Raw genomic sequence first — 25,042 nt, 5'->3', positions numbered from 1 at the left:
TATATCACATATTGTAGCTGGCGGCGCTTTCCGTTTTAAAGGAAACTTTCACTATCACACCGTTGAAATTTTCAATTTTAAGTTTGCCACCTAATTGCTTGCTTAAGCCTTTCATCAAGTTTAGTCCGAGGGTGCCAATATTTTCTGAATCCAAACCCGCCGGTAAGCCCTTGCCATGATCAATTATCGTTAGATAATTAAAACCATCGCTCATCCGTTTTAAAGCAATTTTTACTATTCCCGTTTCATCGCTTGCATAGGCATATTTAATGGCATTTGTAATTGCTTCGTTCAAAATCAACCCCAGAGGCACTGCCTGCGCTACATCGAGTTTAATTACATCAATTTGCTTTTCAAAATGTATCCGATTGCCTAGATCATAACTATCTTTCAAATAGCTGATCAACTCGTCAATGTACTCAGGCATGCTGATAAGGTCCAAGCTTTCAGACTGATAGAGCTTTTGATGGATCAATGCTATGGAATGCATACGGTTCTCACTGTTTTTGATAACCTCTAATGCTTCATTATTATTGATATAAGCCGACTGGCGCTGCAGCAGCCCCATAACAATCTGTAGATTATTTTTCACCCGGTGATGGATCTCTTTAATGAGCCATTCCTTATCTCGCAATAACCTGTCTTTTTCATTTAGCAGTTGGTTAAGCGATACATTATTGCGCTGTTTAAGCCTGTAACCGTTATATAATAACCCAATAAATAATATCAGCAACACAAGTCCCCCAAGAGTAATGTTCCGCATATTTTCAGACCTTATTACCTTTTCGCGCTGCAATAAACCATCTTTTTTTAACAGCTTAATGTCCCTCTCCTTTTGGTCTGTTTCGTACTTGATCTGAATTTCGGCTATTTGCTTGTTTTTTATGATGCTAAAAAGTGAGTCGCTTGTAGCTTTGTAATTTCTAAGATGATTTAAAGAAGAAAGATAGTCTCCTTTGGCCGAATCTATTTTATACCAAAGGAATTGAAGATCTCTTTCGTAGGATGCAAAAAAACGTTTACCTGCCAGTCCATCCAGGTAAAGATTTGCCTTTTTATATTTTTTTTGCTGAACATAAAACTTAGCGATATCCAGTCTGGCTATATAAAGAAAAACACTTTCGTCTTGTCCCGGTGTAATTAACCTGATCATATCCAGATAGTTCTTTTCGGCAAGGGGAAAGTTTTTTTGCGCTTCGTAACAATACCCTTTAATTTCGGCAATGGTGCCTTTTATAAAATCACTTTCGGGTGGGTGTCGTTTTTCTGCGGCAAGAATTTCATTTAAAGCTTCATTTATTTTTTTTTGTTTTATAAGCCCCTGTACCACGAATCCTACAGTCCGGAAGATGGAAGTTTGGGAATAACCTGGAACTCTTTCCCTCAATTGTATGGTTTTACGATACCAAATGATACTATTTTCGGTTTGACCAAGCTCCTGGTAAACTAAGGCTAATTCGCCGTAAAAACTTTCCCGGCTCAGGGTGTCATTCGTTTTTTTCAAATATTCAATACCCTTTAAAATATAAGGTAGAGCTATATTGTAGTTACCTTCATATCTGTTTCGGGTTGATAACAACATAAAGGCACCCGAAATTTCTTTCCGGCCAGAAAACTGGTAGTTTTTTATTATATCGAGACATTCATTTTCAGATGAATCGGAATGATCAGACAAAAAATATGCGTCGGCAAGGGAGTATCGAACATTAATTTCGGCGGAGGTTTCGTTTAGTTTATGGTATATTTTTATGGCATTTTTATAACTCGCAATGCCAAGTGCTAAACTATTACGCGCAGACGAATCATAACCGATTCTGTATTGTATGGCAGATAAACCCAGCTTATACCAGGTCCGCGCTTCGAATGCCACTTGTCGCTTCATATGAAAATTACTAATCGCTTTCATATAAAGCTGCTTTCCCCTATCCCTGTTTTTTAAGGCGATATAGACCATGCCCAGATAGGTAGTAGTTTTATCAATACTGTATTTGCCGTCAGTTTTATGTAACTGCTGGCTTAAATTAAGCGCGTTCTTAAAATAAGTCAATGCAGTATCCATCTTTTTTTTATTGTTTCCTGCCTGGTTAAAAAAGTAGAATCCAATTTCACCGAGTTTTTTTAACTGATTAGTATCCGCCACACTTTTTTTCGCTAAGCGGATATTGTTTCGAAGGTCATGCTCATTGAGGATCTGCCCCCGGCACGGAATCGCGAAAAGGTATAGTATCAATAATAAAAATATAGCTTTATACATTTGCGCCGGGAGATATACCTTTTGTAAAAATAGTTAATAATAAAATAAGCGATAATCAAATATGGCCCAAAGTATGTTGCCAGATCGCAGCTTGCTGCTGAAAAAACAATTGTAATCTCAATTTTTCCTACCGCCGCTTTAAGATACAATAAAAGCTCTGCGTAAAATATTTATGCTTTTAAAATGTAGGTTGGGGCATTCGTTAAAATGAGATGCCAGTTTTAAATTAAACCGGCATCTCCAGTAGGGTTGCTTATTAGTTTAAAAAGAAATCCAAAAGATCTTTTTGCACCTGTGCAGTTTGTTCCTGAACCACCCAGTGGCCAGAATCTTTAATGATTGCCTCATGTACATCAGTTGCAACCAATTTACAATGCGCTGCTAAAAACGAACCTGCAAAATGATCAGATCCCATGGCCAGTAATGGCATCGGTAGTTTCTTCCTGGCAAATTCTACATTATCTTTGGCGTCCTGCGAAAATTGGCCAAACCAATGAAAGGCCCCGGTTGTAGCCCCCGGCACTGAATAAGCTCGGATAAATTCATTTTTTTCGGCCTGGGTAAAAGCATTTTTTTGAAAACCAACTACAGGCCAAAAATCTGTAAAGAACAAACCAACTTTGCCCGATACAATTTCGCCCGAATGTGGTTGCCCAAAGAAGCCAAACCACCAGGCCTGTGCCTTAACCTGGCTCCAAACTGGCTCAATACCTGGCAACAATGCATCCATCAGGGCTATCTTTTTAACTTCGGCAGGGAATTGTGCTGCATAAGCATAGGCTACCATTAAGCCAATATCATGCCCGGCCAAATTGATATGCTGATAGCCAAGCTTTTTCATCAGCTCGTGCATATCTACGGCCATGTTTTTCTTATCATAACCACCTGCCGGTTTGCCAGATTCGCCAACACCGCGCAAATCCGGGGCAATCACGGTAAAGTGTTTGGAAAGTTCGGGTAGCAATCGGTTCCACATATACCAGTTTTGGCCAAAACCGTGCACCAATAACAATGGCTGGCCTTTGCCGCCAATAACGTAATGAAGTTTTACGCCGTTAACGGTGGCGTATTCATTTTTGAAACCTGCAGGTGGCAAAGCTGGTTTTACGCCTACGGCAAATGTTACGGTTGCAAAAATGGTTAGCAAACAAGCGAATGCCATACATGTAATTTGTTTTGTTACTTTCATGATCGTTTTATTTGTGTTGGGGTTAAATTTTTATTATTGTTTCTTGTTGTCGCTGATATCTTTATAGGCATTAGGCAAATTGAAGTTGAAATGCAACCAGTTAAACAGCGCATAGCCTTTGTTAAATTCGTTCATTTTTACAGTCTCTTTGGTTTGTTCCAGCGTAAGGCCTTTGTCAACGGCCACTTCTACCTGTTGCTTTAGTGCTTCCACATAATCAATAGTATATTTGATGCCTGCTTTATTGGTCACCCTGCCGTGGCCAGGAATGATTATTGCATCCTCAGGTAAAAAATCATACACTTTTTTGAGGTTGTTGGCCGGTTCCAGAAAATAGCCATCAAACAACCAGGGAATAGCCGGACTTTCGGCGATAAAGGGATTGCCGGCCCAGAATATTTTTTGTGCGGGCATCCACACAAAAAGATCTGCCGGTGATTGCGCCGTACCTACATTTAAAAGTTCAACTATCTTACCGTTACCTAAATCGAGTTTTAAGTTACTATTTTTAGGTATCACGATATCCGCAGGCCGGTAAACCGAGTTTTCGATACCTCGGTTGGCCCCAAATAGTGCAGTCATAAACTGTTTGATATTATCGTAATTTTTAGCAAGATTTTCTTTGGCAAACTCGTTCTGGATGATAGTTGTTGAAGCCGGCAACAGGTAATTGCTAAAGCAATGATCACCATGATCACTGGTATTAACCGCATAGATGATGGGCTTGTCTGTAACAGATCTAATCAGTGCTACTTCCTGGTTATAAAGCCGTTTGCTTAGCATTACTTCTATAAGCAATACGCCCTTAGCACCAATAATAAAGCCTCCGGTTGTTGCCTGTGGAACGCCCATTGAGGTTTCTTTTTCGGCTGTTGCAGGAATTATGGCGTAAATGTCGTCGCTAAGCTTTTGCAGCTTTAGTTCTACTTTATTGGCGTCCCAAATAGGCACCTGGGGCGGTAGCGCCATTTGGGCAGATACAGACGCCGCCACTAATTGCATTATAAAAGTTGCTACAATGATTATATTTTGATTTTTCATGATTTTGTTAATTGATGATACTGATAAATTACTTTTGATAGCCACCGAAATATCTAACCGGCGACCAGGCCGGGATTACTTCTGGGATGGATGGATTTTGAGCTGAATATTTACCTGAAGCATAAACTATTTTGCCATTTACCACGGTTACCAAAGCGTTGATTGCCTTCACTTTTTCAGTACTGGCTGTGAAATAGTCATCGGATAAGATCACCATATCTGCATACATGCCTTTTACCAGTTTTCCCTTCAATTTTTGTTCACCGGAGAACCAGGCGCTGCCGGATGTATATAGCTTTAAAGCCGTGAATTTATCCAGTACCTGGTCTTTTGGCCAAAACTGCATCCCTCCAATAGTTTTCCCGGTTAGCAGCCAATGCAATGCCATCCAGGGGTTATAAGTAGAGATCCTGGGTGCATCTGTACCCATGCCAACAGGAATCCCCATGCTAAGCATCTTTTTTATAGGGGGCAGCTGCGTTGCTGGCTGGCCATACATTTTGGTGTACAGTTCACCCTGGAAATACATGCGAAATTGTACAGCCACGCCACCGCCCAAAGCTTTAACACGTGCCAGTTCAGGGTCTGTTATTGTTTCGGCGTGGTCAAAAAACCATCTTAAACCGTTAAATGGCATATCCTTGTTCACTTTTTCAAATACATTCAGCATTCGATTGATCGATTCGCCGTAAGTTGCGTGCAGGCGGAATGGCCACCTGTTTTTTACCAGCAAGCGGATAATGGGCTCCAGATCGGTTTCCATACTGTCTGACAAGACGATTCTTGGCTCCAGGAAATTTTCAAAATCCGCTCCCGAAGCGATTAAATTCTCTCCGGCGCCTTCCATTGCATAACCGTTAGCCATCAGAATATGATCATTTTTGTTGGGATAGGTCTGGGCAATCCATTTTTCATAGTCCGTAAATTCCTTTCCTTTTTTTTGCGCGAATAGATAATAAGCGGTACGCACGGTAAGTTTTCCCGCTTTGGCCAATGCCAGCGACGCCTGGTAATCAGCGTCATAATTTTGGGAGCCACCGGCGGCATCAACCACGCTGGTTAAACCGAAACTGTTTAGTTCCCGATAAAAATTCGCTGAGCTGTTAATGCGTTCTTCCGGGGTAAGCGTACCGGTAAGCGCCAGGGTTTTGTAAATGGCCATGGGGGTTTCTTTAGCATAAAGCAAACCGGTAGGGTTTCCGTTTTTGTCCAGTTCAACAACACTACCCGGATAACTTGTATTTTTATCGTACCCCAACACTTGTATTCCCTTTTTATTCAAAAACGCTTTGCCGTACAGGTAGGTAATAAACACCGGCTTATCCGGCACTGCCGCATTAATTTCATCAATGGTAGGTTGTCTTTTTTCTTCAAATTGAAACTCGTTCCAGCCGCCTACAACTTTTACCCATGCACCTTGTGGTGTCCTGGCAGCCTGTTCTTTGAGCATTTCCATCGCCCGTTTAAGCGTTTTAACGCCATCCCAACGTAGTTCCATATTAAAATTAAGGCCCTCCCTTATGGCATGCATGTGGCTGTCATTTAATCCGGGGATCACCGTTTTGCCATCTGCATTAATCAATTTTGTAGATGACGACTTGTAGCCGGCCATTAATTGACTGGTGGTGCCAGTTGCCAGGATGATCCCATTTTTTACCGCTATAGCCTGTTTAAATTCTCCGGGCTGGCTCATGGTGGCCACTTTAGCGTTATAAATGATGAGGTCGGCTTTTTGCTGTGCATGTGATAGATGGGCTGCTAATGTCCATAGCACCGCCAGCATGACCGAAAACCGCCATGCACCTTTTTTTGAGTTATAACTATTTTCCATAATTTTTGTGGTTTTAAGCTTTTATCCAGTTTAAAATGTAATCGGCTTTTTCCTCCCACCCGGGCTGGCCCAATACAAAATGGTTGGCATTTTCAAATTCTTTGTAATCGGCAACAGAACCTGCGTCCTGGTATTTCTTAAAATTTGAAAAATTGAGAGAGGCCGGGATGAAGTTGTCCTTACCGCCGGCCAGGAATAGTAGCGGTGCATGAGGAGTGGTAAAATTTACCTTGGCGGCATTGGTGATGGCGTCCCGCACAACCAATTTTGATTCAGGCGTCAGCAGGTCATAATAAGCCGTTTTCTGATCCTCGTAGTTCATACCATTGGTAAAAGCATACTGCCATTCGGTAAATGACATCAGGTATGATTTTTCAGTAGATGTAAAAAAGCCTAACGGCCCCCAGCCTGCTTTGTAAAAGGAAAATTTAAAGGTCATGACACCCTGGGGCTGCAGAGAATGAATGGCAATTCCCGCTTCAGCGAGTCCGCGCTGCACCAAAAGCTGGGTAATTAGTCCGCCCATAGAATGACCAATAAGAATTGGTTTTTCCAGCAGTTGCCGAACAATCCCGTCGTAATAATTTGTTAAATCGGCCAGCCGCTGCCTCGCGATCGCAGTATCGGGGTGCCTTTGCCGAAGGGTACATGCCGGCGCATCCTTATGAGGCCATGCAGGAGCATATGTTTTATAGCCCTTGGCTTCGAAAAATATGCTCCACTGATCCCAGCAGGATGCACCTACAAAGGCCCCGGTGATAAAAACAATGGTTTTGGATGTGGTTTTCATGAGATGAATGTGTTCGTTAATCATTATTTGACCTGACCACTGAACACAACCGCAATACCAATAATATAATGTGTTGTATATTAAATAGATATGATTATTCTTAAAAGAAAACTTACTTCATGTCGTAATCACACGCTCAAAAGCAGCGAAATAAAGTAAAGGTTATAGATAGTTTAGAAAATGAACTTGATCATTATGGAGAAGAAAAGCTGATTGATGCCCAATCTGCCTATCCGGTCAATGATATTGTCTGTAATGCTATAAGGGAAAGTGAGCTTCGAATACACCCGTTTTACTATTTTCTTTATTTCGTTGTACAGCCATCAAATCACGACATGAAGTAAATATTTCGCAATCAAATAAATTAAAATACTAATAATCAATAATTTAAATAAAAGGCACTTCATTTGGCTATTTACTATCATGTTATTATTTAGAAATCTATTTATCATGAAAAGAAATATACTAAGCCTATTCATCATTTTTTCATCCTGTATTTGCTTTGCGCAGGATGCTTCATTTAAATCACTTAGGTACGATGAAAACTATACCTACCTGGCAAAGGACACCAGCACAAACTGGTATCATGAAATGAAATTTACTCCAATCAATAGCAATAAAACCACGTATTTTAGCCTCGGCGGCGAGGTGCGCTACCAATATTTTTATTTTAAAAATGAAGATTGGGGCGCGGTTCCTTATGATAAAGACGGCTTTGTACTTACCCGGTATTTAGGCCACGTAGATTTTCATGCAGGTAAACACTTTCGCACATTTGTGCAGTTACAAAGCAGTTTAGCTAACGGGCAATTGGAAACCCCGTCGCCGGTTGACAATAACCCACTTGATCTGCACCAGGCTTTTATTGACGTTTCTACCCCATTTGGTAAACATCAAAAACTAACTTTACGGCTCGGTCGACAAGAATTGTCCTACGGATCGCAAAGATTGGTAGCCGTCAGAGAAGCACCAAATAACCGCCAATCATTTGATGCCGCAAAAATGATGTATACCTACGGGCAACTTAAACTGGATGCGTTTTATGCCCACTATGTGCAGGCAAAGCCAGGTATTTTTGATGATGGCTTTAATCACAATACAAAATTTTGGGGTGGATATGCAACAATAAGCAATGTGCCGTTTATACAAAATGTAGATATTTATTACCTTGGATTATGGAAGAAATCATCTGTATTTGATGATATTGCCGGCCAGGAAACCAGGCACTCTGTAGGAACAAGAATATTTATGAACTCGCCAACCTGGCAATATGATTTTGAAGGCGTTTACCAGTTTGGAAAATTGAGCACCAGTAACATTAACGCCTGGACCTTGTCGTCCAACATCTCCTATACATTTAACAAGGCGGGGTTAAAGCCTCAGTTAGGATTAAAAACGGAAGCAATCAGCGGTGACAGAAATTACAGGGATGGTAAACTAAATACTTTTAACCCGCTTTTCCCAAGGGGATCTTATTTTGGATTGGCTGCGCTTATTGGCCCATCGAATTTATTTGATGCACACCCCTATTTCCAGGTATCGATATCAAAAAAACTGGTGATTGCACAGGATTATGACCTTTTTTGGCGAATGAGCAGGAATGATGGCTTGTATGCCGTAAATGGCAAGTTACTTTATTCGGGTAAAAATACAACCTCAAAAAAGGTAGGCCGCCAGTTAGGCACGGCCCTTGAATATACGCCCAACAAATTCCTGTATTTTAGAGAGGAGCTAACCTGGTTTAGCGCAGGCGATTATTTAAAAGAAGTTGGGCCGGGTAAGGATATTTTAATGCTGGGGAGTACAATCACGCTTAAATTTTAATACTGTTACCGCGCGGTGACAGGCAAAGGCGATATTGTTTAAATAATCATCCGGTATAATCTTTTCTGATACCCAGTTTTTTCATTTTTGAGTTGAGGGTTGTAGGCGGTAGGTTCAGCAGGTCAGCAGCTCCGCCTTCACCCCATATTTTACCATTACATTTTTTTAGTGCCGACAGAATATGGGCCCTTTCATTTTCGCTCATGGTCTGGATAACCCCGTTTTCAGCAACATGGAAAACCGTTTGAACCGGCATAGTAGGCAAAGCCATAGTATTTATGGTATCATCCCTGGTGAGTAGTACCTCCCGTTCAATCAGATTTTCAAGTTCCCTGATATTGCCTGGCCAGTGGTAGCTTTTCATCTTCTCCATTACAAGGTCTGAGATTCCTTTAATTGCCTTCCCTGCTTTCCTATTGTATATACCCAAAAAATGGGCGGCAAGCGCGAGGATATCTTCTTTTCGTTCCCGTAATGGTGGCATAGTTATCAAAATAACATTCAAACGGTAATACAGATCGAGCCTGAAACGGCCTTCGGCCACCTCCTTTTCTAGGTTGCGATTAGTGGCCGCAATTACCCGTACATCAGTTTTAATTGTTACCCTACCGCCAATGCGCTCAATCTCTTTTTCCTGTAATACCCTGAGAAGTTTTACCTGGAGTTCGAGCGGAATTTCGCCAATCTCATCTAAAAAAATAGTTCCGGAGTGGGCCATTTCAAATCTTCCTATTTTTCGTTCATAGGCCCCGGTAAATGATCCTTTTTCATGCCCAAACAATTCAGAATCAATAAGGCTGGCTGGCAGGGCGGCACAATTTACTTTGACAAAAGGCTTCAATTTACGTGGGGAAAGCTGATGGATACGATCAGCTATCTTCTCCTTGCCCGTGCCACTTTCGCCCAATATCAGCACCGATGAATTGTGCGGCGCTACCTGGATAATTTGATCAAACACATTTAGCAACAAATGGCTGCTGCCTATAATCCCCTCAAAAAAATTGGGGCCGGGAGCCTGTATAGCCGGCTTTACCACAGTATTATCTATGAAACTTGTGCCAAAAGGATTGCTTCCATCAGCCATCATCGCCTTTATAAAACTCCCCAATAAGGATTGAAAACGATTAATCATCATCAAGTGATCTGCATTATAAGCATCCGGGCGCCGGCTAAAAAAATGAAACTCAAATTGAATGTCATGCCTAATGCTAATCGGTAATACCAAACACGATTTTAAATCATAAGTATTGGCAATGAAATTTATGAATGGGGCATCGCTGCGGAGCTCATTCAGTTCGGGTTCGTTATACCAGGTAGCAATCTTTATAGGTGCCTGCCTGGCTTGCATAGCAGTCAGGTCGCCCATCTTCAACCGGGTGATCACCATTAATTCCCTGGGGCCAATCACCTGATATTCTTCAAATCCCACCCGTAAAAAGCCAAGCTGATTAAAGTCGTGAATTCCGGCCGGTGTTAACCCAACCGACATATATTCAAAAGGGATATATGGCTGTACGGCCTGGCCAAGCAACATTACTTTATCTTCCCAACCCAATACCATTTCCAGTATTTGGGATATCCTTTTCTGAAATACAGCATTTTGGCGTAAACCGTTCTCCAGATTATTCTCATAACGGTATAAGGCGATATCCAAAGCTATCAGTACATCCTTCTCTCTAAATGGCTTTACAACAAATCCATATGGATTTGTCTTTTTGGCTGCCTCTAATACCTTTTGATTAGAGTTGGCAGATATGTATATAAATGGAATATTCTTTTCCGACAAAACATGAGCCAGGTCTATTCCCGTTTTTTTTCCCTTTAAATAAATATCAAGCACCACTAATCCTGGCTTTTGTTGCTCTACAAGCTCCAGGGCCTCAGCAAAAGTGTCGGCTATTCCGCAAACATCATAACCTCCATTCTGCAGTATCTCACGCAAAACATCGGCTATGATGAATTCATCTTCAACTATCAGAATATTTTTTCTGTTCATCTCTTGCTAATTTACTATTAATAAAGATCGGGTGCTCAAGCTGGATAAATCTTTCTGTTTTTAATTCAAAGGTTGTCACAATATGTAATTCATATTTAAATCTCGTGGCATTAAATCATAAACTCTGCCATTAAAACGAAAAAAGGCAGAACAAGCTGATTTTTTCAAACAACCCGCATTATTGTATTCAGAAAGTTTATACTATGATTTCATTAATTATAGTTACTCCAAACACACAATCGCCTACAGCGATATATCGTTGTAGGCGATTGTGTAAACAGCTAAATATCGCTGTTTGAAATTTTGCTTAAATAACCGTTTTAATTTTAATCCTCACAAATATAGCATAGCAATATTAATTAGTATAGCCGTCTGCTTCAACTATCGCGTCGGCAAAAGCCTGTGGCGCTTCCTGGGGCACATTGTGGCCGATACCATTAAGGATTTTATGGGCATATTTACCTGTGAATTTTTTAGCATAGGCTGCTCCGTCCGCGGCCGCACCGTCAAAATCGCTGCTGATGGTGATGGTAGGTACGGTGATGACCGGGCCAGTGGCAAGCCTTTTTTCCAGGTAGTCATACTTAGGGTCTCCTTTGGCCAGGCTTAGCCTCCAGCGATAATTATGAATCACAATACTAACGTGATCAGGATTGCTGAAGGAAGCTGCAGAACGATCAAAGGTGGCATCATCAAAGTTCCATTTCGGTGAGGCAATTTTCCAGATGAGTTTATTAAAATCGTGCCTGTTGATATCGTAGCCGGTGCGACCGCGTTCTGTAGCAAAATAATATTGGTACCACCATCCCAGCTCTGCCTTTGGAGGTAAAGGCTGTAGGTTTGTTTGGCGATTAACGATTAAATAACCACTTACAGCAACAAGGGCTTTGCAGCGTTCAGGCCAAAGGGCGGCCATGATGTCGGCAGTACGCGCTCCCCAATCAAAGCCTGCTATAATTGCCTTTTTTATCTTCAACGCATCCATTAAAGCAATAATGTCTAAGGCGATAACTGATTGTTGGCCGTTCCGGAAGGTTTTGTCTGAAAGGAAACGGGTTGTTCCGAAGCCGCGCAAATATGGGATAATTACCCTGTAGCCCTTTGCGGCCAATAAAGGTGCAACTTCGGCATAGCTATGAATATCATAGGGCCAGCCGTGTAACAGAATTACCGGCTTTCCATCGCTTGGGCCAACTTCAGCGTACCCAACATTTAAAACTCCTGCATTAATCTGCTTTATATTATTAAATGGGTCATTGGCTTCCTGCCCGGCTTTTTTCGCATCAGCAAGCTTTTGGTTGGCGGGTTGTGCATTTGCTGAACCGATCAGTACGAACGATGCAGCGGCCATGATAACAGCTGTGAAGCTTAAAAAGAACCGGCGGCTGTAATTGAGTGGATTTGACATGATATTTTTATTTAGTTGTTTGATTTGATTATTCAAAAATATCCCCATTTTGTGCATTATTCAATCTTCAAATAGTTCAACCGGACCGAATTGACCGCGAAATGGTCATTTTTAATCCTGAATTTTTTTGCTTGAAGTCTTGCCTCCAGTGCTGAGGAGGATTAATGGACCTATTAGTATTCTCCATTTCAATAAATATATTTTTCTCATTCGCAACTGATTATTTTAGTATGTTAGCTTTTGCGCATTCCGCGTTAATAGACCATCATATTGCGTGTTTTTTTGATTAAAAAAAATGTAATGATAATTTCATTGCCTACTGACGGATGGTACATTGAAATGGTCAATTTTTGTTGCGTGGTTTTGACCTGATTTTTGGAATGCAATAAGGTTGGACAAAATCTCCAGATCTGGGGATATTGGCGCCTAAAAGAGATTTTATGTATAGTAAAAATATAATCTGGTAATGAAAAATATCAAGCGCCGTGATTTTTTAAAGAATACAGGTATTATTACTGCAGGTTTGCTGGTGGCTCGTGTACCGGTAATGGCAAGTCCTAAGGTAAGGTGGGCAACAAAAAATGGCCCCTTACAATTAGATAAAAATCTGGATCAGGAACGGGTAAAATCCTTATATAACAGAGGAACGACAACAACCTATCTGAAAACTAAAAACGAACTGCAATACATCGGTATGCCTGTAGGAGGTATCAACTGCGGTACCTTGTATTTAGGCGGCGACGGCCGGTTGTGGCTATGGGATATCTTCAATAAAAACCAGGAAGGTATTGAACCTAAGGTGGTTAAATGGGATCATGATGTTCAGGGGATGGGCGAAAAAGTACGGTCACGTGATGGAGCCTGCTATATACAGCCATCAAAGGACATCCGCCCGTTGGAGCAGGGTTTTGCTATCAAAGTTAAATACCAGGGAAATACGATAACAAAACGCATTCATCAGGGCGATTGGGATGAAATAAAATTTGAAGCCACCTACCCCCTGGCCGTTGTTCATTACATAGATGATAAATTGCCGTTAGATATTAAACTGACGGCGTTTTCTCCATTTATTCCGCTGGATGAGGACAACTCTAATATTCCGGTAACTGTTCAGTCTTTTGAAATAAGAAATACAGGAACAGAAATTATTGAGATAGAAATAGTAGGCTGGCTTGAAAACGCAGTCAATAAATTTTCAGCAACTGCAAATGGTGATGGGAAAAGGGTAAATACAGTAATTAACAAAACAGACCAGGTGGCGGTGTTTTCTACCTTCAAACCCGTGGATAAAGCAAAGTATAGTGATGCCGGCGATACTGGTTCGATGTGTTTATCATTCATCGGAAAAAATGCTCTGGGTATTTCTTCTTTTTCACTTCCTTTTTCTGCTGCATCTTTAAACTCAAAAACAACAAATAAGGCGGTTGTTAATGCCGATGAAAAATTAATTGCAGGTATAGTTTCATCACAACAGCTATCACCAGGGGAAAGTATAAAAAAAGAGTTTGTCATTAGCTGGCATTTTCCTAATGTAGGCAACCGTATAAATGTTCCAGATGCAAGAACAGGGCATTATTACCTGAATAAGTTTTCTGATGCCCTGGCCGTTGCGGATTATGTGGCTAATAGCTTCTCGTATCTAACATCTCAAACAAAACTATGGAATGATACCTGGCACAATTCAAGTTTGCCACATTGGTTCCTGGAACGAACATTTTTGAATATCTCTGCATTAGCCACTACTACCTCCCATCGGTTCAAAACCGGGCGTTCATGGGCATGGGAAGGCGTTGGGGCCTGTGAGGGTAATTGCACGCACGTATGGCAATATGCACAGGCCATCGGCAGGATATTTCCCGGCATTGAACGGGACAACCGCCAGCTGGTAGATCTGGGCATCTCCCTTCAGGAAGATGGTGGTATATGGTTTAGGGGGGAATATAATAAGCGACCCGCTATTGATGGGCAGGCCGGCAGGGTTTTGGGCTGCCTGCGCGAACACCAGATGAGTGCCGACAGCACATTTTTAAAAAACAATTGGGTAAATATTAAAAAGGCGACGCAGTTTATCATTAACGCGGATAAGAATGGTGACGGCATGACGGATACCCCAATGGAAAATACCCTGGATGCAATTTGGGACGGCGAAATTGCCTGGATCGTGGGGTTGTGCATTGCTGCTGTAAAGGCAGGCGGCGTGATGGCGGAAGAAATGAACGACGCGGTTTTTGCTGCCCGATGCAAAGAATATGCAGCAAAGGGAATAAAAAATATGGATGATCTTTTATTTAACGGTGAGTATTACATTCACAGACCTGATGCGGTGAAAGGACGGGCAGGGATCGGGTCGTACAATACCTGCCATATCGATCAGGTGCTGGGGCAAAGTTGGGCATGGCAGGTGGGGCTGGGCCGAATTAACGATAGAGAAAAAACGCTCAGCGCTTTAAAGGCACTCTGGAAATATAACTTTATGCAAGATGTAGGTCCGTTTGAGAAACAACATTCGGGTTGGCGCCCCTATGCTTTGCCCGGCGAAAGTGGCATGGTGATGAATACGAACCCCAAAGATGAACCCCATCCCTATGGGGAATCAGCAACCTGGCAAATGGGCTATTTTTATGAATGCATGACCGGATTTGAACATCAGGTTTCAAGTCACCTGATGGCCGAAGGAATGACAGACGAAGCTCTGGTTTTAACAAGGGCGGTTCATGACCGATACCATGCTTTTAAGCGCAATCCCTTTAATGAAATTGAATGTAGTGACCATTATGGCCGGGCCATGGCCAGCTACGGAACTTTTATTACTGCTTGTGGTTTTGAATACCATGGCCCTAAAGGTTTTATTCGTTTTGCGCCAAAATGGGATAAGGAAAATTTCAAATCTCCCTTTACTGCGGCTCAAAGCTGGGGCACTTACTCCCAAACGAAGACAGGTGGTAAACAGGAGCATCTTTTTGAAGTAAAATACGGTTCGTTGCAATTACAGAAAATTAGCCTGGAAAAAATGGACGAACAAAAAGTAAACCATATTTTGGTGATGATGAATGGACAAAAAGTCTCCGCTGATTTTATCCAAACGGGCACAACTATTTTGGTGACACTACCACAAGCAGCAAACATAAAAACCAACGAACTTTTAATGATTTCAATTTAATTATATCAGTCTACCATTGGGGATCAGTTTTATGCCATTATTAATTGCCTTCAACATGAAGGAAATATGATCGCGGCCCATAATAGACCAATATTCCGCATTGCAAATTCAGGTTTTACTTACATAGAATAACTACAGACTGCTTAACGCTTTATTGATCAGGTAAAGTCCGTTTTCTGAATAAGGTAATTTCAGTGCAAGCCGATGCCCATTCTCATCCATTTTTAATAATGATTTCCGGAGAATGTTTATTATTTTCTCTGGTTCATGCTCGTACTTTTTACTAAAGTCTTCATATTGTAATTGCAGGAACACCAGGCAAAGTGCATTCTCCATTGTTTGAACATCGGGATCAACTTTAATTCTTTGCTTAAGGATGATTTGTTTAACCCGATCCAATGTTTCTTCCTCATATCCGGCTTCTTTCATTAAACGACCGGCAATAGCAGCATGGAGCTGGGCAAGATTCTTGCGCCATTTAAGATAGTGCTGACGTCCGTCCGGATAATCTTCACGCGGGATTTCCCATCTCCCGATATGCTGACTTCTGGATGCTAATAGTAATTCGTCAGTAGCATTGGGGTTTAGTTTTAAAACCCATTCATATAATTTAACAGCGAAAAAATATTCCTGTAGTTGGTTTTCACTTTCCCATGTAAAACTGCGGGGATCTTGTTTATTGTAAGCGTCAAAAAGCTCAAATGCCTTACTTAATCTACTCATCGGTTGAAAAAAAAGTTAATTATTTATAAAGCTACTATAGTTTACCGACTGCCAAAACCATTTATAAAGATAACTGTGATTTTCGGCCAATACCACAGGCAGAGATTGAAAGGCATGCTCCTGACCAACAACTGGAATAATAGACATCAGCCTTTTTATCCTTATATTCCTCTACTATTTGTGCCGTTTGTCGATATAATTTTGTGGATCGAACGCTTTTAGTTTCTTTTATGATGAATGATAATGACATATCAAAATGGATGTTCTGGATAAATCGCTTAAGTTGCCGTTTTCAAAACGCAGCATCACATTAAAGCATGCCCTGATGCATGGCGCCTATTGGGTGCTAATTACCGGGTTCTTCATTTATGAGAAAAAATATCTCATTTATAAAGCAAGCATGCCTTATTTTGTAGCCTGTGTTACCGGCCGGATTGTGCTGCTCATCGTGATCGCTTATCTTAACCTGCAATACTTTTTACCCAGGTACCTGTTAAAGAAGCGGTACCTTGCCTATTTTACGGCAATTATCATTTCTGTGATGGGGTATTTAACAGCTCAAAGCCTGTTTGATTTTTACCTCTATGGCTATGTGGTGGGCCCAATGCGTAGCAGCCATTTAATGGAAGCATTATCCTATAACTTTTTTAGCACCTTATGGTATCTTGGATTAATATTGGCACTCAAATTAAGCATCGATTGGTATGGGCAGCAACTCATCATTCAGAAAATTACGGTCGAAAAACTCAATGCTGAGGTTAATTTTCTTCGTGCCCAGGTAAACCCGCATTTTTTATTCAATATATTAAACAACCTGTACGCGCTAACACTTAAAAAATCAGAACTCGCACCGGATGTAGTGCTCAAACTGTCAGAAATGATGGAATACATGTTGTATGATAGTACAGCTGAAAAGGTGTTACTGGAAAAAGAGATCACCTACCTCCACAATTACATTGAATTAGAACGGCTTAGGTTTAGTGCTGACTCAGCTATTGAACTAACTACCCCGGGTGAAATGAATGGGCAGGAAATTGCTCCGCTGCTCTTATTGCCACTGGTAGAAAATGCTTTTAAACACGGATTGAGCAAACAGACTGAAAATGGCTGGTTGAAGGTAAACATCGGGTTGGATCAGTCAATATTGACGGTAACTATAGAAAACGCAAAATCACCTTTATTTGTTCGTAATAGTAAGGGAGGAATTGGGATCGATAATTTACAAAAGCGACTGGATCTGCTCTATCCGGCCCGACATTCTCTTGAGCTTGAAGACAAAAAAAATACCTTTTTTGCCAAACTGGTAATTGAACTGTAAAGACGGACTTAATTTGAAAACGATGTTGAAATTTGTAGTGGTAGACGATGAGCCGCTTGCGCTTGAAATATTAGACGGTTACTTAAAAAGAATGGACTATGTACAATCCGTGTCGCTGTTTCGACATGCGGGAGAAGCTTTGCATTATATGGAAAATCACCAGACCGACGTATTGTTATTGGACATTGAGATGCCGGAAATGACAGGTATTCAATTTCTGAAAGCACTTTCAGACCCACCCCTAACTGTATTTACCACTGCCTATCGTAACTACGCCTTTGAAGGTTATGAATTGGGTGTGATTGATTTTTTATTAAAACCTATATTCTTTAAACGTTTTGAACAAGCCATCACAAAAATAAGGGAATTCCAGGCTTTGAAAGCGCAGCATGTCAATATAGAGGGTATCCCTGCTGGTGAAGACATGGATTTTATTTTTGTCAAAAGCGATGTTCAGCGCATAAAACTTCACTTTAATGAGGTTACACACATCCAGGGACTGAAAGATTATGCCATTATTTATACGCAATCAGAAAAAATCTTATTGAAAGGTTCAATTAAAGCGATGCTGGATATTTTCCCAAAAAAGCGTTTTGTGCGGGTACACAAATCTTTCATTGTATCCATTCATCAGATCAAACGCCTGGAGAGTAACCGCATTGTTTTAAATGGGCATCAAATCCCCATCGGGCGAAACTTTAAAGATGATTTGGAGAAAGCGCTAATTGCTCAATCAGGCAATAAATGAAAATTCAGATTGCTACATTATGAACCACAAAACAATGATAAAATATAGTGATAGGTGTTACAGGGTTTTAACAAATGCTAAACCAATAACATGATCCTGGTACGTAGGGATAATTATTGTCCCCACTGCTGGATTTTGTTTGCCATGGGTAAATTGCCTTTTGATAACCGGATATATCAAATAAGCCAGTTTGGTAGATAAAACACCTACCCCCGCTCCTGCTACAACATCGCTAAACCAGTGTTCATTATTATATATTCTTAAAACACCCGTTGTAGCTGCAATGGTATAACCTGCAATGCTATACCATGGCGAAATATCCCCGTACTCCTGGTTAAGAAATTCTGCTGATGCAAAAGCGTTGCCTGTGTGTCCTGATGGAAAGGAATATCGGTCGGCAGCGTTTGGTCTTAAACGGTTGCTCGTTTTCTTAGTAATAAATGTGGACCCTGCAAAAATTCCCTCTGAGAGTACGTACAGCGCAGTCCTATCGGCAAAATTATGCTTCCCTTTTACTCCTGCTATATTTAGACCATAAACCATAACTGCGGGTAAAAACTGGCTGATATTATCCAGGTTTGTTTTAAATCCAGGATGATCAGCTTGTCTGTCATTATGTATATCATAATCAATTTGCCTAATTCCATTAACATGGAAAGAAAGTACACCATAGGTGATAAAGGCGACCGGAGGGATATATGAAATAAAAGATTCGTTAAACCGGGTTACCAGGGTTTTAGGGCGTGCAGATACCAGGGAGTCGATGGCTGGCAATTCTTGCGCAAGTAAAGCTGTAGGAACCGTTAAAATGATAATAAAAAGTATCTTTCTTAGAAACATGGTAACCAATATCAGTGGGTGAATACCAATTTTACCCCGTAATCCTGAATATTTTCTGTAGAATTTCTTAATCAACAAGATATGACTTAAATCTGATGAATATCGGCCTGGATCACGTTAATCCAATAATATACAAATTGCCATGGGCCTAAACTACTAACCGTATTTATCTTAATAAAATCAACAACTGGTCTTGATTTCAAATTGCCCCCAAAAGCACAAAGGATCATCAGACCCCGTTTTTAGATAGGATCAGGAAGTTATGTGCAGGCGGTGTAAAATGAGTCACACTATATCGGTTTTAAAGTAAAATATCCAACATTTCTACAGAATTAAACAGTATAATACTTGCAATTTATTTTTATGCTATCATTGATCGAACAGAAAGCAGGGGAATATATAACTGAACTTTTTAGTGCCAGGCTTCCTAAAGAACTCTGTTTTCATGACAAAGCTCATACCCTGGATGTTGTTAAAGCGGTAACCTTGATAGGAGAACAGTCAGGATTGGCCGAAGAAAACATAAAACTATTACAGATAGCCGCGTGGTTTCACGATAGCGGTTATACCATCAGCTACCACGATCATGAGGCTGAGAGCATTATTATTGCCGAAAACTTTCTTCAACCGCTACATTGCCCCCAAGAATATATTGTGCAGATATGTGCTTTGATCGCTGCAACCCGGGCACCTCAAAATCCACAAAACCTGGCAGAATGTATAATATGTGATGCGGATCTTTTCCACCTTGCCAAACCCGATTATAAGAGATATGAACAAAGGCTCCGTGACGAATGGGCGTTTTATCTCCATAAAACACTTTCAGATAAAGACTGGAAATTACTTAATATCGACTTTTTAATTGAGCACAGCTATTTCACTACTTATGGTCAAACTGTTCTGCAGGAGCTAAAACTAAAAAATATAAAAATTTAGATTTGAAAAAATATCAGCGCAGCTAAATTATAATGCGTCCTCTCTCCGACAACATAATTTACCTTTCTCAATATCCCCTACTCTAAATTAAGATTAAGGCAACTTTAAAGCCTCAGCAAATAAACGGTAGGAATTTAGTTTGGCCTCATGGTCATAGATATGAGAAGTTGCCATTACTTCATCTATGCCAGTTTTTTGTACAAAGTCCACCATCATGGCTTTGATCTTTTCTTTGCTGCCGATAAAGGAATAGGCCAGCATCTGCATAACTGCTTCCTCCTCAAATACATTCCAAACCTCTTCCATACTATCTACGGGCGGCGGTAGCAATTGCCTTTTACCAGTAACTATTCCCATAAACAGCTGTTTTACTGAAGTGGCCAGGTGCTCCGCTTCTTCATCTGTTTCCGCAGTAACCACATTCACACAGGCTATTACGTAAGGCTCATGTAGTTGCGCAGACGGTATGAAGTTTTCCCGATATATTTTAATTGCTTCCATGAAATAGGCAGGCGCAAAATGACTGGCAAAAGCATAAGGCAGTCCTTTCGCTGCAGCCAGCCTGGCGCTATCGGTGCTGGATCCCAATATCCATATAGGAATTTCAATTCCTTCGCCCGGAATTGCCCTCACTTTACCGCCGGCATTTTCGGTGGAAAAATATTTTTGCAAACTGTCCACATCCCGCGGAAAATAAAATGAAGCATTCATATTTTCTCCCCGGATAGCCATTGCAGTTGCCTGATCTGTGCCCGGCGCCCGGCCCAAACCAAGGTCAATCCGGTTGGGGTATAAAGTAGCCAGGGTGCCAAACTGTTCAGCAACTACCAGCGGCGAATGGTTTGGCAGCATAATTCCGCCTGAACCGACCCGGATGGTATTTGTATTTCCTGCGATATAACCAATTAGCACAGAAGTAGCCGAGCTGGCAACATTGATCATATTATGGTGTTCGGCGAACCAGTAACGCTTATAACCAAGCTCCTCTGCCTGCCTGGCATTTTCAAGGCTTTTGCGGTAAGTATCTGCAATGGAATGCCCCTCAACAACAGTTGCCAGGTCGAGAACTGAATAGACCAGTTCATGGATTGATTTTGAACTCATGCCCAAAATTAAACCTTTAATCGTGGCGGTACACGCAGGCCACAGAGATATGACGTTGCTTAAACAATCAGCGAAATCCTATACCTGCGCCAAATGCATTAGCAGTTGATTATCAGGATTTGCGCTTTAAAGTGATCACCGAGATCTCAGGCCAGATACCTACACGACCCTTCAGTCCAAGGAAACCAAAGCCACGGTTCACGTACAGGTAAAGGCCACTTTTCTCATAAAGTCCAGCCCATTGTTTATAGATATATTTAATGGGACTCCACTTAAAACCAAATAGCTCAAAACCAAACTGCATGCCGTGTGTGTGGCCAGAAAGCGTAAGGTGAACAGGCTGATGGTGATCTAATGTAACCGCATCCCAGTGCGAAGGATCATGTGACATTAATACCTTAAAAGCGTCGTCAGGCACTCCTGCAGTTGCCTTTTTAAGGTCGCCATATTTATGAAAACCACCCTTGCCCCAATTTTCGACACCAATGAGCGCGAAAAACTGCTCATTCTTCTTGATAGGCATAGCCTCGTTCAGCAATAACCGGAACCCGATCTCCTGGTGTACTTCTTTTAACCTATCCAGGTTAGCCTGTTGGGCTGCTTCACTTTCCCAGCGCATATAATCGCCGTAATCATGGTTACCTAACACCGAATATTTTCCGTACGGAGCTTCCAGTTTTGCAAATGCAGATATCCACGGGTCCATTTCGTTAGCCTGGTTGTTCACCAGATCGCCGGTAAAGAGGATCATATCGCTTTGCTGGGCGTTAACCAGGTCGAGCCCTTTTTGTACCCCGTCTTTGTCGCTGAAACTGCCGGAATGAACGTCGGATATTTGTGTAATGGTAAATCCATCAAAGGTTTCGGGCAAGTCATCAAAATAAAGGGTTTCGCGGTGAACCTTATAGTAATGACGTCCGCGCGTGATACCGAATAACAATAAGCCAAAAAGCAGTATTGCTAAGATTAATATAAACTCGCTCACTGCATAGCTACGTGGCGGAAATCCCCTGAATGCGCGGGTAACATCTTCAAGCACCAATATTGTGGAGCCCAATAGCTTGGGTATAAAAGAGAGCAGTACCGGAGCCATAAGCCAGGAAATTAGTTTGGTCTTCCCCGTCATTGCGCCGTATAAGATGGTACCGGCGAGAAAGATGTCGACCATCCAGTACGCCAGGTATAGGAAAGTGTTAGATGTCAGCGTTTCAACAGCTGAAAAAAAGTAAATGTCAATAATCATCCATAGCAGTAGGATGGCTGGAATTCTTGTCTTCATATAAAAGCTAAGACGAGCAGCTCAATAAAACATTTTAACGACCTAAGCATGATGTCATTTAGATGACAAATGGCGTTTAGCTCTGCTATTCTCAAAATCATCCTCCGCAACCATCACAGCTTTTCCTGCCGTCAAAAGCATTGTGCTCATAGATAATAAACACGGATTATTAAGTTACTTCGATCCAGACCGGGCAATGGTCGCTGGTTTTTTCCCAACCGCGAACGTTCCGATCTACGCCGCCGCCTGTTAGCCGGTCCTTTATATTAGGGCTGAGCAGGAAATGATCAATGCGCAACCCGGCATCGCGCCCGTAGGCATTACGGAAATAATCATAAAAAGTATATATCGTTTCAGTGGGATATAATTTCCGGATAGCATCCGTCCAGCCTTGTGTCAGCAGGTTATGGAATGCCGCTCGGGTCTCGGGCCGGAAGAGGGCGTCATTAACCCAGCGTTCTGGTTTATACACATCCTGTTCGGTGGGCATTACGTTATAATCCCCACATAAAACCACCGGAATATCATGACTCAACAGTTGGGCGGCATGAGCGGTGAAGCGATCAAACCATTGGAGCTTATAGTCAAATTTCGGTCCGGGCGCCGGGTTGCCGTTTGGGAGGTAAAGGCAGCCGATCAATACACCATTCACAATGGCCTCTATATAGCGGCTATGCAGATCTTCAGGGTCGCCCGGCAGTCCACGCCTTGACTCTTTAATATCTCCATTACGTGATAAAATTGCTACGCCGTTCCAGCTTTTCTGCCCATGCCAGATAGATTGGTAACCTGCATCCTTAATAGCCTGTTCTGGAAATTTTTCCTGGGGGGCTTTAAGCTCTTGCAGGCAAACAACATCGGGGGCGCTTTCTTCAAGCCAGCGCAGCAATACGGGCAGGCGTCCGTTAACACCATTCACATTATAGGTAGCTATTTTCATGTCAGCTGATTTAACGAAAACTAAGTTATAAAAATTCCTCCCTTTCTGAGCGTGCGTCTTCGGATTTTGCCAGTCCAGGTGTTCTTGCGCAATATGCGAACACTCAGCATTAGTCAAAAAAAATCCTTCATTTCAATATAAACAAAAAGATTAATTGATTAATATATTTTATTGAATATTAAATATATACCTAATTTATATAAAGCATAATTATTGTTTTATACACCTATAACCAATAGTTATACTACCTGCAAAAGAACATTTTTGATTACTTAGAACGACGCTGATTTAATTATTCGGCGTACATTGTGATCCTATAAAAATAATATTTATGGATACTTTTCTTGCGCGCGTTTTGATTTGCCTTATCATTGGTATCGCGGTTATTGTAGTGCTTACAGCAAAATTCAGGATACACGCTTTCTTCGCCCTGATAATAGCTTGTTTGCTGGTGGGCCTTGGTGTTGGCTTATCACTGAACAGCGTGCTTACTGCTATAAAAGAGGGTTTCGGCAATATTTTAAAATCACTCGGTGCACTTATTATATTGGGTACTACACTCGGTGTTATACTGGAGCATACCGGCAGCACGCGGGTAATGGCAAACGCTATCCTGAAAATTGTTGGCAAAAAGCAAGCTGCGCTGTCCATGAGCATTACCGGCCTTATTGTGGGCTTACCCATATTTTGTGATTCGGGCTATATTGTTCTCAGTGGTTTAAACAAATCATTGGCAAAAAGCACTGGAATCTCCATTGTAATTATGGCCGCCTCATTGGCTACCGGGCTATATGCTGTGCATTGCCTCGTTCCACCCCACCCTGGCGCCGCTGCTGCTGCCGGTATTATTGGCGTTGATTTAGGCAAACTAATCATGATTGGAACAACAGTTGCCATTCCAGCCATGATTGCGGGTTACCTATGGGTTGGTTATGCCAGTAAGTCGATACCCCAGCCGGTTATTACAGATGATGTTTTAAGCGGGGAATCTATAGGTCAACCATCGGTAATAAAGGCTTTTTTACCTGTATTGCTACCGATATTTTTAATCACCTTGAAATCTTTTTTTGTGCTTGAGCCAGGCACAGTCAACAATTGGCTAAGTATTTTACTTGCCCTGGGCGATCCTATTATCGCCCTTGCCATAGGGATATTACTTGCCTTTAACGCGTCCCGTTCATGGAAAAAGGATGTGGTTGCCAAACTATTACAAGATGGCGCAGAAAAAGCAGGCGGCATATTGGTGATTATAGGTGCGGGCGGGGCATTTGGTGCAGTTTTGGCGGCTACACAAATTGGGAATCATTTAAGTAATGCCTTGCCGCTGGCTGGTATGGGTATATTTTTTCCCTTTTTACTTACCTTTATTCTAAAAACAGCGCAGGGCTCATCAACAGTAGCTATTATCACAGCTTCATCAATTGTGCTGCCTTTATTAACTTCTTTGGGTTTGAATACAGATAAGGGACATATACTTTGTGTTTTGGCTATGGGCGCAGGTTCTATGATGATATCACATGCCAATGATGCTTATTTCTGGGTCATAGCAAAGTTTTCTGGACTCGAAATGAAAACCATGCTGAGGGTGTATTCATTAGCTACGGTATGCATGGGGTTAACCTCTTTTTTGGTTGTATATCTTTTAACCTTTATTATATAAT

At 41.5% G+C, this 25,042-nt stretch carries 18 protein-coding genes; 6 read left to right on the top strand and 12 right to left on the bottom strand.

Translation table 11 applies throughout. The features are described from left to right. Positions 1-4: 4 nt before the first annotated feature. From AC1DYB_RS26100 to AC1DYB_RS26080, 5 genes are all read right to left on the bottom strand, one after another. Positions 5-2,059 carry a histidine kinase dimerization/phosphoacceptor domain -containing protein gene (locus tag AC1DYB_RS26100; protein ID WP_477439333.1) on the bottom strand — a complete coding sequence of 685 codons (2,055 nt, stop codon included), beginning with the start codon at positions 2,057-2,059 and terminating at the stop codon, positions 5-7. 451 nt (positions 2,060-2,510) lie between these two features. Further along, positions 2,511-3,443: an alpha/beta fold hydrolase gene (locus tag AC1DYB_RS26095; protein ID WP_477439331.1), complete on the bottom strand. Its 933-nt coding sequence runs from the start codon at positions 3,441-3,443 to the stop codon at positions 2,511-2,513. A 33-nt stretch (positions 3,444-3,476) separates the two neighbouring features. Further along, the gene (locus AC1DYB_RS26090) at positions 3,477-4,484 is read right to left on the bottom strand and encodes an MBL fold metallo-hydrolase (RefSeq protein ID WP_477439329.1); all 1,008 of its coding nucleotides are present in this window, start codon (positions 4,482-4,484) and stop codon (positions 3,477-3,479) included. A 28-nt stretch (positions 4,485-4,512) separates the two neighbouring features. After that, positions 4,513-6,315 (bottom strand): amidohydrolase, encoded by a 1,803-nt coding sequence (locus AC1DYB_RS26085; protein ID WP_477439327.1) that lies wholly within the window; start codon positions 6,313-6,315, stop codon positions 4,513-4,515. Between the two features lie 13 nt (positions 6,316-6,328). Beyond that, on the bottom strand, positions 6,329-7,105 hold the full coding sequence (locus AC1DYB_RS26080) for an alpha/beta hydrolase (protein ID WP_477439325.1): 777 nt from the start codon (positions 7,103-7,105) through the stop codon (positions 6,329-6,331). Positions 7,106-7,555: 450 nt separating this feature from the next. On the opposite strand from AC1DYB_RS26080, the gene AC1DYB_RS26075 reads away from it, so the two are divergent. Then, a complete protein-coding gene (locus tag AC1DYB_RS26075) occupies positions 7,556-8,929 on the top strand; it encodes an alginate export family protein (protein WP_477439323.1) in 1,374 nt (457 codons plus the stop codon). 46 nt (positions 8,930-8,975) lie between these two features. On the opposite strand, the gene AC1DYB_RS26070 is transcribed toward AC1DYB_RS26075, so the two are convergent. Continuing rightward, positions 8,976-10,925: a sigma 54-interacting transcriptional regulator gene (locus AC1DYB_RS26070; protein ID WP_477439321.1), complete on the bottom strand. Its 1,950-nt coding sequence runs from the start codon at positions 10,923-10,925 to the stop codon at positions 8,976-8,978. A gap of 355 nt (positions 10,926-11,280) precedes the next feature. Next, complete coding sequence (locus AC1DYB_RS26065; protein ID WP_477439319.1) at positions 11,281-12,333, bottom strand: alpha/beta fold hydrolase; 1,053 nt, start codon at positions 12,331-12,333, stop codon at positions 11,281-11,283. A 466-nt stretch (positions 12,334-12,799) separates the two neighbouring features. On the opposite strand from AC1DYB_RS26065, the gene AC1DYB_RS26060 reads away from it, so the two are divergent. After that, positions 12,800-15,493, top strand: a complete 2,694-nt coding sequence (locus AC1DYB_RS26060; RefSeq protein WP_477439317.1) for a GH116 family glycosyl-hydrolase — start codon at positions 12,800-12,802, stop codon at positions 15,491-15,493. Between the two features lie 132 nt (positions 15,494-15,625). Here the strand turns inward: AC1DYB_RS26060 and AC1DYB_RS26055 are convergent, their stop codons facing one another. Beyond that, complete coding sequence (locus AC1DYB_RS26055; RefSeq protein ID WP_477439315.1) at positions 15,626-16,216, bottom strand: DUF4202 domain-containing protein; 591 nt, start codon at positions 16,214-16,216, stop codon at positions 15,626-15,628. A gap of 256 nt (positions 16,217-16,472) precedes the next feature. Here AC1DYB_RS26055 and AC1DYB_RS26050 point away from each other — a divergent pair, with 256 nt between their 5' ends. Both AC1DYB_RS26050 and AC1DYB_RS26045 read left to right on the top strand, forming a co-directional pair. Further along, on the top strand, positions 16,473-17,534 hold the full coding sequence (locus tag AC1DYB_RS26050; RefSeq protein WP_477439313.1) for a sensor histidine kinase: 1,062 nt from the start codon (positions 16,473-16,475) through the stop codon (positions 17,532-17,534). Positions 17,535-17,556: 22 nt separating this feature from the next. Then, a complete protein-coding gene (locus AC1DYB_RS26045; RefSeq protein WP_477439311.1) occupies positions 17,557-18,282 on the top strand; it encodes a LytR/AlgR family response regulator transcription factor in 726 nt (241 codons plus the stop codon). A 57-nt stretch (positions 18,283-18,339) separates the two neighbouring features. Here the strand turns inward: AC1DYB_RS26045 and AC1DYB_RS26040 are convergent, their stop codons facing one another. Then, complete coding sequence (locus AC1DYB_RS26040) at positions 18,340-19,197, bottom strand: phosphatase PAP2 family protein (protein ID WP_477439309.1); 858 nt, start codon at positions 19,195-19,197, stop codon at positions 18,340-18,342. Between the two features lie 288 nt (positions 19,198-19,485). Here AC1DYB_RS26040 and AC1DYB_RS26035 point away from each other — a divergent pair, with 288 nt between their 5' ends. Then, complete coding sequence (locus tag AC1DYB_RS26035; RefSeq protein ID WP_477439307.1) at positions 19,486-20,058, top strand: HD domain-containing protein; 573 nt, start codon at positions 19,486-19,488, stop codon at positions 20,056-20,058. A gap of 93 nt (positions 20,059-20,151) precedes the next feature. On the opposite strand, the gene AC1DYB_RS26030 is transcribed toward AC1DYB_RS26035, so the two are convergent. The 3 genes from AC1DYB_RS26030 to xth all read right to left on the bottom strand — a co-directional run bounded on the left by AC1DYB_RS26030 (position 20,152) and on the right by xth (position 23,381). Next, a complete protein-coding gene (locus AC1DYB_RS26030; RefSeq protein WP_477439305.1) occupies positions 20,152-21,162 on the bottom strand; it encodes an LLM class flavin-dependent oxidoreductase in 1,011 nt (336 codons plus the stop codon). A gap of 112 nt (positions 21,163-21,274) precedes the next feature. Next, entirely contained in the window at positions 21,275-22,441 is a 1,167-nt protein-coding gene (locus AC1DYB_RS26025; RefSeq protein WP_477439303.1) for a metallophosphoesterase, read from the bottom strand. Positions 22,442-22,610: 169 nt separating this feature from the next. After that, a complete protein-coding gene (gene xth / locus AC1DYB_RS26020; protein ID WP_477439301.1) occupies positions 22,611-23,381 on the bottom strand; it encodes an exodeoxyribonuclease III in 771 nt (256 codons plus the stop codon). A gap of 331 nt (positions 23,382-23,712) precedes the next feature. On the opposite strand from xth, the gene AC1DYB_RS26015 reads away from it, so the two are divergent. Further along, the gene (locus AC1DYB_RS26015) at positions 23,713-25,041 is read left to right on the top strand and encodes a GntP family permease (RefSeq protein ID WP_477439299.1); all 1,329 of its coding nucleotides are present in this window, start codon (positions 23,713-23,715) and stop codon (positions 25,039-25,041) included. Position 25,042: the final 1 nt, after the last annotated feature.

The sequence above is a fragment of the Mucilaginibacter sp. P2_A4 genome, assembly GCF_056405015.1.
Note: the sequence above shows the minus strand (reverse complement) of the source record. Positions and strands in the feature narration are given on the sequence as shown.

What these genes read in the sequence shown, in the direction of transcription:
- AC1DYB_RS26100 (WP_477439333.1), bottom strand. Translation starts at nt 2,059, where the DNA reads ATGGATACTGCATTGACTTATTTTAAGAACGCGCTTAATTTAAGCCAG.
- AC1DYB_RS26095 (WP_477439331.1), bottom strand. Translation starts at nt 3,443, where the DNA reads ATGAAAGTAACAAAACAAATTACATGTATGGCATTCGCTTGTTTGCTA.
- AC1DYB_RS26090 (WP_477439329.1), bottom strand. Translation starts at nt 4,484, where the DNA reads ATGAAAAATCAAAATATAATCATTGTAGCAACTTTTATAATGCAATTA.
- AC1DYB_RS26085 (WP_477439327.1), bottom strand. Translation starts at nt 6,315, where the DNA reads ATGGAAAATAGTTATAACTCAAAAAAAGGTGCATGGCGGTTTTCGGTC.
- AC1DYB_RS26080 (WP_477439325.1), bottom strand. Translation starts at nt 7,105, where the DNA reads ATGAAAACCACATCCAAAACCATTGTTTTTATCACCGGGGCCTTTGTA.
- AC1DYB_RS26075 (WP_477439323.1), top strand. Translation starts at nt 7,556, where the DNA reads ATGAAAAGAAATATACTAAGCCTATTCATCATTTTTTCATCCTGTATT.
- AC1DYB_RS26070 (WP_477439321.1), bottom strand. Translation starts at nt 10,925, where the DNA reads ATGAACAGAAAAAATATTCTGATAGTTGAAGATGAATTCATCATAGCC.
- AC1DYB_RS26065 (WP_477439319.1), bottom strand. Translation starts at nt 12,333, where the DNA reads ATGTCAAATCCACTCAATTACAGCCGCCGGTTCTTTTTAAGCTTCACA.
- AC1DYB_RS26060 (WP_477439317.1), top strand. Translation starts at nt 12,800, where the DNA reads ATGAAAAATATCAAGCGCCGTGATTTTTTAAAGAATACAGGTATTATT.
- AC1DYB_RS26055 (WP_477439315.1), bottom strand. Translation starts at nt 16,216, where the DNA reads ATGAGTAGATTAAGTAAGGCATTTGAGCTTTTTGACGCTTACAATAAA.
- AC1DYB_RS26050 (WP_477439313.1), top strand. Translation starts at nt 16,473, where the DNA reads ATGGATGTTCTGGATAAATCGCTTAAGTTGCCGTTTTCAAAACGCAGC.
- AC1DYB_RS26045 (WP_477439311.1), top strand. Translation starts at nt 17,557, where the DNA reads ATGTTGAAATTTGTAGTGGTAGACGATGAGCCGCTTGCGCTTGAAATA.
- AC1DYB_RS26035 (WP_477439307.1), top strand. Translation starts at nt 19,486, where the DNA reads ATGCTATCATTGATCGAACAGAAAGCAGGGGAATATATAACTGAACTT.
- AC1DYB_RS26030 (WP_477439305.1), bottom strand. Translation starts at nt 21,162, where the DNA reads ATGAGTTCAAAATCAATCCATGAACTGGTCTATTCAGTTCTCGACCTG.
- AC1DYB_RS26025 (WP_477439303.1), bottom strand. Translation starts at nt 22,441, where the DNA reads ATGAAGACAAGAATTCCAGCCATCCTACTGCTATGGATGATTATTGAC.
- xth (WP_477439301.1), bottom strand. Translation starts at nt 23,381, where the DNA reads ATGAAAATAGCTACCTATAATGTGAATGGTGTTAACGGACGCCTGCCC.
- AC1DYB_RS26015 (WP_477439299.1), top strand. Translation starts at nt 23,713, where the DNA reads ATGGATACTTTTCTTGCGCGCGTTTTGATTTGCCTTATCATTGGTATC.